At 71.8% G+C, this 12,993-nt stretch carries 8 protein-coding genes; 7 read left to right on the forward strand and 1 reads right to left on the reverse strand.

Annotated elements, in window-relative coordinates; translation table 11 throughout:
- Positions 1-1,212, forward strand: a complete 1,212-nt coding sequence (locus QSK36_RS27210) for an MFS transporter (RefSeq protein WP_285784338.1) — start codon at positions 1-3, stop codon at positions 1,210-1,212.
- Here QSK36_RS27210 and pdxR read toward each other — a convergent pair.
- A complete protein-coding gene (pdxR, locus tag QSK36_RS27215; RefSeq protein ID WP_285784339.1) occupies positions 1,202-2,581 on the reverse strand; it encodes a MocR-like pyridoxine biosynthesis transcription factor PdxR in 1,380 nt (459 codons plus the stop codon). The genes QSK36_RS27210 and pdxR overlap by 11 nt on opposite strands.
- 67 nt (positions 2,582-2,648) lie before the next feature.
- Here pdxR and QSK36_RS27220 point away from each other — a divergent pair, with 67 nt between their 5' ends.
- The 6 genes from QSK36_RS27220 to QSK36_RS27245 all read left to right on the forward strand — a co-directional run bounded on the left by QSK36_RS27220 (position 2,649) and on the right by QSK36_RS27245 (position 12,938).
- Positions 2,649-3,611: a DMT family transporter gene (locus tag QSK36_RS27220; RefSeq protein ID WP_285784340.1), complete on the forward strand. Its 963-nt coding sequence runs from the start codon at positions 2,649-2,651 to the stop codon at positions 3,609-3,611.
- 299 nt (positions 3,612-3,910) lie between these two features.
- Positions 3,911-5,563: a fumarate hydratase gene (locus QSK36_RS27225; RefSeq protein ID WP_285784341.1), complete on the forward strand. Its 1,653-nt coding sequence runs from the start codon at positions 3,911-3,913 to the stop codon at positions 5,561-5,563.
- 98 nt (positions 5,564-5,661) lie between these two features.
- Positions 5,662-7,161: a serine/threonine-protein kinase gene (locus QSK36_RS27230; protein WP_285784342.1), complete on the forward strand. Its 1,500-nt coding sequence runs from the start codon at positions 5,662-5,664 to the stop codon at positions 7,159-7,161.
- A gap of 42 nt (positions 7,162-7,203) precedes the next feature.
- Entirely contained in the window at positions 7,204-8,640 is a 1,437-nt protein-coding gene (locus tag QSK36_RS27235; RefSeq protein WP_285784343.1) for a serine/threonine-protein kinase, read from the forward strand.
- Positions 8,637-11,525 (forward strand): NACHT domain-containing protein, encoded by a 2,889-nt coding sequence (locus tag QSK36_RS27240; protein ID WP_285784344.1) that lies wholly within the window; start codon positions 8,637-8,639, stop codon positions 11,523-11,525. The genes QSK36_RS27235 and QSK36_RS27240 overlap by 4 nt, the downstream gene beginning before the upstream one ends.
- Positions 11,526-11,546: 21 nt before the next feature.
- On the forward strand, positions 11,547-12,938 hold the full coding sequence (locus tag QSK36_RS27245; protein ID WP_285784345.1) for a class II fumarate hydratase: 1,392 nt from the start codon (positions 11,547-11,549) through the stop codon (positions 12,936-12,938).
- Positions 12,939-12,993 lie beyond the last annotated feature (55 nt).

Consider the following 12,993-nt stretch of genomic DNA (forward strand, 5'->3'; position numbering starts at 1 on the left):
GTGCCCACTCCTCGCGACCGGCAGGCGCGGCTCGCCACGTTCGCGGTGTTCTTCGTCCAGGGCCTCACCTTCGCCACGCTGCTCACCCAGGTGGCGGCGCTGCAGAAGAAGCACGGCCTGTCGGACGGCGAGCTGACCATCCTGCTCCTCGTCGTCCCGCTCATCGCGGGGGCCGGGAGCGCGCTCGCCGGCGCCGCCGCGTCCCGGTGGGGCAGCCGCCTGATCCTGCGCCTGGTGCAGCCGCTCGCCTGCGCCGCCGTCGTGCTCGCGGGCCTCGCCCCGAACGTCCCCATGCTGGTGGCGGCCAACGTCCTGTTCGGCCTCGGCCTGGGCGGGGTGGACGCGGGCATGAACATGCAGGGCGTCGCGGTCGAACGCGAGTACGGCCGGGCGGTGCTCACCGGGTTCCACGCGCTGTGGAGCGTGGCGGCGGTCATCGGGTCGCTGTGGGCCTCCGCGGCGGCCACGCTCGGCCTCGGCCTGCCCGTCACGTTCTCGATCGCCCTCGTCCCGGCCGCCGCCGTCGCCGTCCTGTCCTCGCTCTGGCTCTACCGGCCGGAGGAGGAGCACCGCGCGGTCGCAGCCGCGGTCCGGGCGCAGGACGCGGGCGCCGGCAGGCCGGCCGGGGTCGCGTGGCGCCCGATCATCCCTCTCTGCCTCGCGATGGCGTTCCTCTACGTCGGCGACTCGTCGGTCTCCAACTTCGGCACCGTCTTCATGGACAAGGTCCTGCACGCCTCGGCGACCGTGATCCCGCTGGCCCTGGGGGCCTACCAGCTCACCACGTTCCTGGTGCGCGTCGGCGGCGACTTCGCGGTGCGCAGGTGGGGCCCGGCGGCCATCGTGCGCGCCGGGGGCGCCGTCGCGACGCTGGGCTTCGTCGCGATCGTGGCGGCCCCGACGGTGCCGCTGGCGATCGCGGGCTTCGCCCTCACCGGGATCGGCCTGTCCGTCGTCGCCCCGCAGTCGTTCTCCGCGGCCGGCCGCCTCGACCCCGCGGGCACGGGCGTGGCGATCGCCCGGGTCAACATGTTCAACTACGTGGGGTTCATCGTCGGAGCCGCGCTCGTCGGCGGCCTCGCCGACGCCTCCGGCTTCCGTGTCGCCTTCGCCGCACCGCTCGTCCTCGCCGGCGCGATCATCCTGCTCGCGCGCGGCTTCCAGCCGCGTACGGCCGACCCGGCCACCGCGACCACCGTCGTCACCCCCTGACATCCCCCTCGACGTTCCCCGCCAGGGCGCGTACGGCCTCGGCGACACGGTGGGCGGGCAGGCGGGCGAAGCCGAGCACCAGCCCCGGCGATCCGTGGGCCGACGTCACGACCTCCGCGGACAGGCCCGCGGCGCGGGCGGCCTCGGCCAGGCCGGACGGGTCGCCCCCGTCGTTGACCTCGGCGTACAGGTGCAGCCCGGCCGAGATGCCGCGCACGTTCATCCAGGGCAGGTCCTCGGCCAGGGCGCCGACGAGAGCGTCCCTGCGCCGCCGGTACTCCCGGCGCATCCGGCGCAGGTGCCGGTCGTACGCCCCGCCGTCGATGAGGTGGGCGAGCACGTACTGGTCGATGACCGGCGAGCCGAGGTCGAACTCCCCGCGCGCGCGCCGTACGGCACGGGCGACGCGCGGGGGCGCCGCGATCCAGCCGAGCCGCAGCCCCGGGGCGAGGGCCTTGCTCACGCTGCCGGCGAGCACGACCCGGTCGGGCGCGAGGCCCTGCAGGCACCCGACGGGGTCGCGGTCGAAGCGGAACTCCGCGTCGTAGTCGTCTTCCAATACGAGGGCGCCCGTCCGGGCCGCCCAGTCGACCAGCGCGGCGCGGCGGGCAGGGGACAGGACGACGCCGGTCGGGTACTGGTGCGCGGGAGTGACCACCACGGCGTCGGCGTCGCCCGGCAGGGCCCCGACGACGATCCCCTCGCTGTCGACGGGCACGGGGACGATGTCCGCCCCGGCCCGCCGGAGCAGCGGAAGCTGACGCGCGCTCGTCGGGTCCTCGACGGCCAGGACGATGCCGCGGCCCCGGTCCCGCGCCAGGGCCTGGACGACGAGGCTGAGCCCCTGAGCCACCCCGGTCACGACCACGACGTCGTCCGGTGACGCGTCGGCCGCGCGCACCCTGCCGAGATACGCGGCGAGTTCGCGGCGCAGGACCGGCACACCGCCGGGGTCGCCGTAGTCGAGCGCGTCGTTGGGCAGCGTGGCCAGGACGTGACGGACGGCGGCGAGCCATGCCTGCCGGGGAAACAGGCCGAGATCCGGCGACGTGGGCCGATGGCCGTAGTGGGGCCAGCAGCTCTCCCGCTCGTCTCCGGGGCGCCCGGGGACGGCCTGCCGCCCGGCCCCCGCGGCGACCCTGGTGCCCGCGCCCGTTCTGGATTCGAGGACTCCCTCGGCCACCAGTTGCTCGTACGCCTCGACCACCACGCCGCGCGACAGGCCGAGATCGCGGGCGAGGTCGCGGGTGGCGGGCAGACGGACGCCGGGGACGAGCCGCCCGGACCGGACGGCCTCGCGCACCTCGCGGGCGATCTGCCCGGCGAGCCCGCCGGCGGCTCTGTCGACCATGAGATGAAGATCGGCCATTGGCCCACACTAACGGCCACCGATTGGACCATGAACCAGGACCAAGCCGTCCCTAGCATCACCTGACATGAACACTCATGCGGCCGGAGCGGCGGGTGCGATGTTCCTCGTGGGAACGTTGGCGGCGGTCTCCGGCGTTATCGCGGACTATCCGGTCTACGGGGGTCAGGCGCTCCGCTACGCCCTCGCCGCCGTGATCCTGCTCGCCGTCGCCCGGGCGCGCGGCCTCGGCCTCGTGCGGCTCCGGCCGCGACAGTGGGCGCTGCTCGCCGCGCTGTCGCTGACCGGGCTCGTGCTGTTCAACGTCTGCGTGGTCGAGGCGACCCGTGCGGCCGGGCCCGCGCTGCCCGGCATCGTCCTCGGCACCGTGCCGCTGGCGCTCGCCCTCGTGGGCCCGATCTTCACGGGGGCCCGGCCGTCTCCGCGCGTCGTGGCGGCGGGTCTGGTGGTGGTCGCCGGGGCCTCGCTGGCGACCGGCGCCGGCAGCGGCAACCTGACCGGGCTGTCGTGGTCCCTTGGCGCCCTGGTCTGCGAGCTGTGCTTCTCGCTGCTGGCCCTGCCGCTGCTACCGCTGATCGGTCCCGTCAGGCTGTCGGCCTGGACGGCCGCGCTCGCGGTGCCGTTCCTGCTGCTCTCCGGCGTCGCCCTGGACGGCCGTCACGTGCTGCGCGCCCCGACCGCCGCCGAGGCGGGCGGCCTGGCCTACCTCGCCCTGGTGGTGACGACCGTGGCGTTCTTCCTGTGGTACCGCTCGCTGCCCCACCTGGGCGCGGACCGGGCCGGGCTGTTCGCCGGGATGATCCCCGTCGGCGCGCTCGCCACGGCCGCCCTTCTGGGGATCGCCCTCCCCTCGGCGGCCGACCTGGCGGGAGCGGCCCTCGTGATCAGCGGGATCGCCCTCGGGCTCCGCTCGCCCTCACCTCGTCTGCCCGCTCGGCCACCCGCTCAGCCGCCCGCTCGGCAGGCTGCTCAGCCGGCCGCGGCTCCTCGCGTGGCGTCGCTCGCGCCCCGGGAGGGGACAACCACGTGATGTCGCCGTCCTTGACCTGCCGCAGCACGAGCGTGAGCAGCGACACCGCCAGGGCCACGAGAATGCCGATCGCGAAGATGACCATGACCCATACTTCGGCGTTCATGACCCCTCCCCTCTACTGTCCTATGTCTTAATTATCCCGCTTTGTGGTCGAATATTCAGTATGAAGTTATTCAAAACCTACTCACAGCCCGGACATGATGACCGCCGCCCGCGCGCCGTACGCTGTGCAAAGACCATGGGCGGTCCGCACGGCGGGCGCGCCCCACCAGGCAGACCACGAGGAACCGAGGACGATGCCGGAGTTCGACTACACCGACCTGCTCCCGCTTGGACCGGACGAGACGGAGTACCGCCTGATCACCAGCGAGGGGGTGCGGGTCACCGAGGCCGCCGGGCGCAGGTTCCTGGAGGTCGAGCCGGAGGCCCTGCGGCTGCTCACCGAGACCGCGATCCACGACATCTCGCACTACCTGCGGGCATCCCACCTGGCCCAGCTTCGCAAGATCGTCGACGACCCCGAGTCGAGCGGCAACGACCGTTTCGTCGCCCTCGACCTGCTCAAGAACGCGAGCATCTCGGCCGGCGGCGTGCTGCCGATGTGCCAGGACACCGGCACCGCGATCGTCATGGGCAAGCGCGGCCGGCACGTGCTGACCGACGGGCGCGACGCCGAGCACCTCAGCCGCGGCGTCTACGACGCCTACACCAGGCTCAACCTGCGCTACTCGCAGATGGCGCCGCTGACCATGTGGGACGAGAAGAACACCGGCTCCAACCTGCCGGCCCAGATCGAGCTGTACGCCGAGGACCCGAACGGCCACCCGGACGAGTACAAGTTCCTGTTCATGGCCAAGGGCGGCGGCTCGGCCAACAAGTCGTTCCTCTACCAGGAGACCAAGGCGGTGCTCAACGAGAAGCGCATGCTCGCCTTCCTGGAGGAGAAGATCCGCTCGCTCGGCACCGCCGCCTGCCCGCCGTACCATCTGGCGATCGTCGTGGGCGGCACCAGCGCGGAGTACGCCCTGAAGACGGCGAAGTACGCCTCGGCCCGCTACCTCGACTCCATCCCCACCGAGGGCTCGCCGAGCGGGCACGGCTTCCGCGACCTGGAGATGGAGAAGAAGGTCTTCGAGCTGACCCAGAAGCTGGGCATCGGCGCGCAGTTCGGCGGCAAGTACTTCTGCCACGACGTGCGCGTCATCCGGCTGCCCAGGCACGGCGCGTCCTGCCCGGTCGCCATCGCGGTGAGCTGCAGCGCGGACCGGCAGGCGCTGGCGAAGATCACACCGGAGGGCGTCTTCCTCGAGCAGCTGGAGACCGACCCCGCCCGCTTCCTGCCCGACACCACCGACGAGCACCTCGGCGGCGACGTGGTCAGCGTCGACCTCAACCGCCCGATGCCGGAGATCCTCGCCGAGCTGAGCAAGTATCCGGTGAAGACCCGGCTGTCGCTCACCGGCCCCCTCGTCGTGGCCCGCGACATCGCCCACGCGAAGATCGCCGAACGGCTCGACGCCGGCGAGGACATGCCGCAGTACATGAAGGACCACGCCGTCTACTACGCCGGGCCCGCCAAGACCCCCGAGGGCTACGCGTCCGGCTCCTTCGGCCCCACCACCGCCGGGCGGATGGACTCGTACGTCGAGCGCTTCCAGGCGGCGGGCGGCTCGATGGTGATGCTGGCCAAGGGCAACCGGTCGAAGCAGGTCACCGAGGCGTGCCGGCAGCACGGCGGCTTCTACCTCGGCTCCATCGGCGGCCCGGCCGCCCGGCTGGCCCAGGACTGCATCAAAAAGGTGGAGGTCCTGGAATATCCGGAGCTGGGCATGGAGGCGGTCTGGAAGATCGAGGTCGTGGACTTCCCGGCCTTCATCGTCGTCGACGACAAGGGCAACGACTTCTTCGCCGACACGACCGGTCCCGTCCTTACCATCGGGCGGCGCTGATCTGCAGGGAGGTTGTCAGGATCTTTGACAGAAGATCTCAACAATTTCCCGGCATGGTCTCTACAGGTCGCACTACACAAATCGGTAAGCTGCCACCCATGCGTGCGCCGTCCGGATACCTGTTAGCCGCGCGCTATCGGCTGATCGAGCCGGTCGGGCGCGGCGGGATGGGCACTGTGTGGCGCGCGCGTGACGAGCTGCTCGACCGCGAGGTGGCTGTCAAGGAGGTGCGGCTCCCCCTGGTCCTCGACGAGGACCTGCGGGCGGAGCTGTGCGCGCGCACCGAACGCGAGGGCCGGGCGACCGCCATGGTCGCCCACCCCTCGGTCATCACGGTCTTCGACGTCATCACCGAGGACGACCGCCCCTGGATCGTGATGGAGCTGCTCAGGGCGCGGTCGCTGGAGGAGCTCATCCGCCAGGAGGGCCCGCTGCCGCCGCGCCGGGTGGCCGACATCGGCAGGCAGGTGCTCGGCGCGCTGCGCGCCGTCCATGCCAAGGGCATCCTGCACCGGGACGTGAAGCCCAGCAACGTGCTGGTGACCGACGACGATCGGGCGGTGCTGACCGACTTCGGGCTGGCCGCGCTGGAGGGCGACGCCTCCATCACCCAGGCCGGGATCGTCCTCGGCTCCGCCGGGTACATCGCCCCCGAACGCGTCCTCGGCGACAAGGCGAGCCCGGCGGCCGATCTGTGGTCGTTGGGGGCCACCCTCTACACCGCCGTCGAGGGCCGCGGCCTGCACGGCCGCCGTACGGCGGCAGCCGCGCTCGCGGCGCTGACCAGCGGCGCTCCGATCCCCATGGACAAGGCGGGGCCGCTCGCCCCGGTCCTTCGCGGCCTGCTCCAGATCGACCCCGCGGCCAGGCTCGACGGCGTCCGCGCGGCCCACGCGCTGTCCAGGATCTCCGCCGGAGGTATGGCCGAGGACCCGTTCGCGTCCCCGTTCCGGGCCGGCCGGCCCACGCCGCCGCCCACGGCCCCGCAGCCCACCGCTCCCGAACCCCGCAAGCCGCCGCAGCGCAGCCAGCGGGGACAGCACCGGGCCGACTCGCGGCCCACGCCCAAGGTGACCCCGCGCGACCGCGACTCCGGGCCCCACCGTCAGCAGGGGCAGTACGGCCAGCCGCACCGGCCCGGGGAGTACGACCAGCCGCACCGGCCGGGGGAGTACGCCCAGTCCCATCCGTATGACCCGTACGCCTCCGGGCGATACGACCTGTACACCTCGGGTCGGTACGACCTGTACGGCCCGCACGGGCAGTCCGGACAGTATGGACAGTTCAGCCAGAGCGGTCAGCTGCGGCACAGCGGCCCATACAGTGGCCCACACAGTGGCTCTTTCAGCGGCCCGCACCAGCAGTCGGGGCAGCCGGGGCAGTCCGGCCACCACCGCGGTTATCCACGCGACTTCGGCTACTCGCGGGAGACGCCTGCCGTGCCGTCCCAGCGGCGGCGGCCGAGCGAGGGTCTGCACCGCAAACCGCCGGAGCCCGCCCTCCACCACGTCGTACGCATCCCCATGATGCGGCACGTGGCAAAGATGATCAAGATCCTGCTCCCGCGCCGGTATTGGCCGAGAATCTTCATCAAGTAACCAGAAAGCGATTTCCAAGGTGGAATCGCTATCTTTCTAGATATGCCGGAACAGCACCCTCGGCCGCTCGCCGACCGCTACGAGCTGCGCACCCGCATCGGCCGGGGAACCATGGGCACCGTCTGGCGGGCGTACGACCGGTCACTGGGCCGGGAGATCGCGGTCAAGGAGATCCGCCAGGACCCCTCGCTCAGCCCGCGGCAACGGCAGGAGCTGCGCGAACGCATGATGCGCGAGGGCCGCATGGCGGCGCGCGTCAGCCATCCCTCCGTCGCCACCATCCACGACGTGATCGTGTCCGACGGCATCCCGTGGATCATCATGGAGCTCGTCGAGGGCCGCTCGCTGGAACAGGTGATCGACGAAGAGGGGCCGCTGCCGCCGCGTCTGGTCGCGGAGATCGGCTACGACCTGCTCGGCGCGCTGCGGGCGGCCCACGCCCAGGACATCCTGCACCGCGACGTCAAACCGGCGAACGTGCTGCTGACCGAGACCGGCAGAGTGGTGCTGACCGACTTCGGCATCGCCAAGGCGCTGGGCGACCACGCGCTCACCCAGACCGGCATGGTGATCGGCTCGCCGGGATACACCGCCCCGGAGCGGGCCAGGGGCGATTACACCGGCCCCGAGTCCGACCTGTGGTCGCTCGGCGCGACGCTGTACTTCGCCGTCGAGGGACGACCGGCCTATGAGCGCTCGACCGTCGGCGAGACGCTGGCCGCGTTGATGACGGAGGAGGCCGACCCGCCCGCCCAGGCCGGGCCGCTGCGACCGGTCCTGGACGGGCTGCTGGTGAAGGACCACACCGCGCGCCTCACGCCGGAGCGTGCCGCCGCGATGCTGCGCCTGATCGCCGACACCCCCACGGGCTCCATTCCCGTGGTGCCCCCGGCACCGCCCCCGCCCGCCCCGGCTCCCCCCGGTGATGCGAAGGCGCGCCGCGACGGCAACGGCTCGGCCGACCGGTCCCACGTCGCGGAGTCTCGCGGCGGCACCCCGGCCGCCACTGGAGCCGCCACTGGGGCGGCCGCCCGACCCCCCGGAGGGAACATGACCGGAGACGACGAGGACGACGCGAACCGCACCATGGTCGTCCCCCGCCCCGCAGGCGGCCTACGCCTCCCTTCCCCGCCGCCTGGCGGCTCCCGGAACGGTGCCCCAGGCGAGCCCGAGCACGTCCCCGAGGCCGCCGACAGGCACAACACCACGGTGCCCGGCAGGCTGCCCGGCCGGGGACCGGCGACGCCCCCGCCTCCCGGTCCCGTCGCCGAGAACCGTCCCGCGCCCGTCATGCCGGGGCCTCCCGCCGGCCCGCCCGTCCCGGGGAGGCCGCCCAGCCTGGGCACGGACCTGTTCGCGATGCAAAGTCCCGCCGGCCCGGACGCCAAGACGCAGGCCCGGGTGCTCGTGACGATGGGGATCGTGCTCGTCGGCGTCCTCGTGCTGATCCTTCTGGGCGTCTTCATCTTCGCCAAATGATTCGTAAAGGGATCAGCTACGCCGATGCCGTCCGCCTGCTCGGGCAGGAGAGCAAGGTCGCGAAGGCCCTCGCCGGCACCCTGATCGATGCCGTACCGGTGTTGTCCCTGTTCGACATCAAGGACGAGGCCGTACGGCTGGCGGGTGAGGCGACCGGCGTGCTTCGCGACCGGGTGACGGGCCTGAACCGGTATGACCGTACGGCCCGGTTGGAGGCGGCCCAGGCCGTCCTCGTCGTCGTGGCGTTCTTCGAGGCCCTCGACGAGCTGCGCCTGCCGTTCGATCCGAAGGAACTCCGCCTCACCGGGGCCGAGGAGGGGATGCTGGCCGGAGTCGGCCCACAACCGGGATCGATCGTCGACACGCTGATGAGGATCGCGCCGGCCGGTTTCCGGGCCGATCGCTCCTACGCGGACATGCTCGACTCGATCGAGGCCTACCACCACGGGCTCGCGTCGGCGCTGACCAGGTTCGTCTCGGGGCTGGCGGTCCGCGACCGGCTGGACGCGACCGAATGGGCACGCGCCAGGACGGCGATCGAGCAGGAACTGCCCGAGGCCGCCTGCCGGAGATACGAGGAACTCCACCGGCGGCTGGCTTCGGACATCCCCGAGTTCGCACTGTGGCGTGACGCGATCGAGCGGAGGCACGTGACCACGGGCCTGGGCGAGCTGGAGAGGCTGCTCACCGAGATCGCCGCCCGCACCAGGACGCCGGAGCACCGGCACACGCTGTCGCGCGCCCATCGGGCCGTCCTCGATCGGCCGATCGCGCAGTCCGGTGAGGTCCCCCCGGGCATGCGCATGCCCACCCTCGTCGAGGCGTACGTGAACCCGCGCTTCCGGCCGGCCGAGTACGGAACGCAGGACGATCCCAGCGCCGAATCATGGTGGGACCAGAGGGAACCGAGCGACGACATCACAGGCTTCCTGGCCCGCCACTTCACTTCGCCCGAGGCCACCAGGATGCCGCTGGTCGTGCTGGGCCAGCCCGGTGCCGGGAAGTCCGTGCTCACCAAGATCCTGGCCGGTCGCCTCCCGGCCGGCGATTATCTCCCGGTGCGCGTGCCGCTGCGGGAGGTGCCCGCCGACGGGACGATCCAGGAGCAGATCGAGGCCGCGGTGCGGGAGGCCACCGGTGAGCACGTCAGCTGGCCCGAGCTGACGCGGTCGGCGGACGGCGCGCTGCCGGTGATCATGCTGGACGGGCTGGACGAGCTGCTCCAGGCCACGGGCGTCCACCGGTCCGACTATCTGAGCCGGGTGGCCGACTTCCAGCGCCGGGAGGCGGAGCTGGGCCGCCCGGCGGTCGTGCTCGTGACCACACGCACGGCCGTCGCCGACCGGATGCGCTTCCCGCCGGGGTGCCTGACGATCCGGCTCGAACCCTTCAGCGCGGAGCAGGTCCGCCGCTGGCTGGCGGTGTGGAACGCCGCGAACCAGGACTACTTCACCGCGCACGGCCTGGAACCCCTGCCACCGGAGTCGGCATTGACGCACGGCGACCTGGCGTCGCAGCCGTTGCTGCTGCTGATGCTCGCCCTGTACGACGCCGACGCCAACGCCCTGCGGCGCGGCGAGACCGGGCTCGGCCAGGCCGAGCTGTACGAGCGGCTGCTGACCCGCTTCGCCCGCCGTGAGGTGGACAAGCACCAGCCGGGGCTGCCGGAGACGGCGGCGGCGCAGGCCGTGGAAGTGGAGCTGCGCACCCTGGCCGTCGCGGCGTTCGCGATGTTCAACCGCGGCAGGCAGTGGGTCACGACCAAGAGCCTCAACAGAGACCTGACCGCGCTGCTCCCGGCTCAGGCGGCCCAGACCACGAGCTTCCAGGCGCCCCTCTCCCGAGCCGACCGGGTGATCGGGAAGTTCTTCTTCGTCCATCAGGCGTCCGCGGAAAGGGACGGCACCAAACTCCAGACCTACGAGTTCCTGCACGCCACCTTCGGCGAGTATCTCGTCGCGCGGATGACGCGCGATGTCCTGCGCGGCATGGTCGCCCGCGAGACGGCGGCCGCGGCCGACCCGTTCTTCGCTCCCCCGCAGCCGGACGACGGGCTCCTCCACGCGCTGCTGTCGTTCTCACTGCTGACCGAGCGGCAGCCGACCGTGGAGTTTCTCCGCGACCTGCTGCCCGCCCTCGACCGCGAGCCCGCAACGGACCTGCTCGTCCGGCTGCTGCACAGCGCCGAGACCCGGACCGACCAGAGCTACGCCGACTACCGGCCCGGGAGGAACACGTTCGTCACCCGGTGCGCCTACTACACGGCCAACCTGGTCATCCTCGCCTCCCTCGTCGCCGGCGGAATCACCGCCGGCCGGCTGTTCCCCGGCGACGGACATCCCGTCCGTTCCTGGCCTCACCTGACGACTCTCTGGTACGCACGCCTGAGCGGAAAGGCCTTCGAGAGCCTGGTCCGGCACTTCCGGGTCGAGCGGATGTTCCAGCATGGCAACCGCGATCTGATCGTCCGGTACATCGGCGACGGCGACTACCGGCGAGTAGGCGGCTTCGAACCCGGTTGGGATGAGGAGGGGACCCCGCCGAGTCCTCACACACTCAACATGGTGCACTTTTGTGGCGATCGGGAACTCGACGGGCTGGCCGGGGCCGCCGAGCCGGCGATCATGGCCGCGGATCTCCGCTCCGCCGCCCAACTCTTCAGCTACAGCGAAGAAGCCGTGGAGCACCTCGCCGACGCGTGGCGGCTCACCGGGGGGATGCGGGAGACGATCGAGGCGATCACGGCAGACCTGCGTGCTGAGTACCGGAACGATCCCGCGAGAGTCGCGGCGGCCTTTCGGAGGGTGACGGGCTCTGAGCTGCCCGACGCGGTGGTCGAGACCGACCGTTCAGAAGACACGGATCCGGGCAGGAAAGTGCCGTAGGAAGAGCCGAAGGACTGAGGCATGGACGAATTCCGCATCGAGCACGACTCCATGGGCGAGGTCCGGGTGCCCGCCCGCGCCAAGTGGCGGGCCCAGACGCAGCGGGCGGTGGAGAACTTCCCGGTGTCCGGCCGGGGGCTCGAGCCGGCGCACATCGCGGCGCTCGCCCGCATCAAGGCCGCCTGCGCCAAGGTCAACGCCGAGTACGGCGTCATCGACAAGGACATGGCGCAGGCCGTCCAGGAGGCGGCCGAGGAGGTCGCCGAGGGACGCTGGGACGACCAGTTCCCCGTGGACGTCTTCCAGACCGGCTCAGGCACCTCGTCGAACATGAACATGAACGAGGTGGTCGCCACGCTGGCACAGGAGCGGCTCGGCCGGGCCGTCCACCCCAACGACCACGTCAACGCCGCCCAGTCGTCCAACGACGTCTTCCCGTCCTCCATCCACGTCGCGGCGACGTACGCCGTGGTGCACGAGCTGACGCCCGCGCTGGAGCACCTGGCGACCGCGCTGGAGGAGAAGGCGACCGAGTTCGCCGACGTGGTGAAGTCGGGCCGCACCCACCTGATGGACGCGACGCCGGTCACGCTCGGCCAGGAGTTCGGCGGCTACTCCACTCAGATCGAGCTGGCGCTCGAACGGCTTCAGGCGGCGCTGCCGCGCCTGGCCGAGCTGCCGCTGGGCGGCACGGCCGTGGGCACCGGCGTCAACGTGCCGGGTCCCGGCTGGGCACAGGCCGTGATCGCCGAGCTGAGCCGGACGACCGGCCTGCCGTTCACCGAGGCCAGGGACCACTTCGAGGCGCAGGGCGCGCGTGACGGCCTGGTCGAGCTGTCGGGCATGCTCAAGGTGATCGCCGTGTCGCTCAACAAGATCGCCAACGACCTGCGCTGGATGGGGTCGGGCCCGCGCGCCGGGCTGGCCGAGATCAACCTGCCCGACCTGCAGCCGGGCTCGTCGATCATGCCGGGGAAGGTCAACCCGGTGATCCCGGAGGCCGTCACGATGGTGGCCGCGCAGGTCGTGGGCAACGACGCCGCGATCACGATGGCCGGGGCCTCGGGCTCGTTCGAGCTCAACGTGATGCTGCCGGTGATGGCCCGCAACGTGCTGGAGTCGATCCGGCTGCTGGCCAACGTGTCGCGGCTGCTCGCCGACCGGTGCGTCGGCGGGATCACCGCCAACGTGGAGCGCCTGCGCGAGTTCGCCGAGTCGTCGCCCTCGATCGTCACCCCGCTCAACCGATATGTGGGGTACGAGGAGGCCGCCAAGATCGCCAAGCAGGCGCTGAAGGAGCGCAAGACGATCCGGGAGGTCGTCATCGAGCGCGGCCACGTGGCGAGCGGCGCGCTGACCGAGGAGCAGCTCGACCAGGCGCTGGACGTGCTGTCCATGACCAGCCCCACATAGGAGGGCGGGCATCTATGTCGCCGGCCGCCATGTGCCCGGAAGAACCTGGTTCCTA

The organism is Microbispora sp. NBRC 16548, from assembly GCF_030268985.1.
GTDB classification, from domain to species: domain Bacteria; phylum Actinomycetota; class Actinomycetes; order Streptosporangiales; family Streptosporangiaceae; genus Microbispora; species Microbispora catharanthi.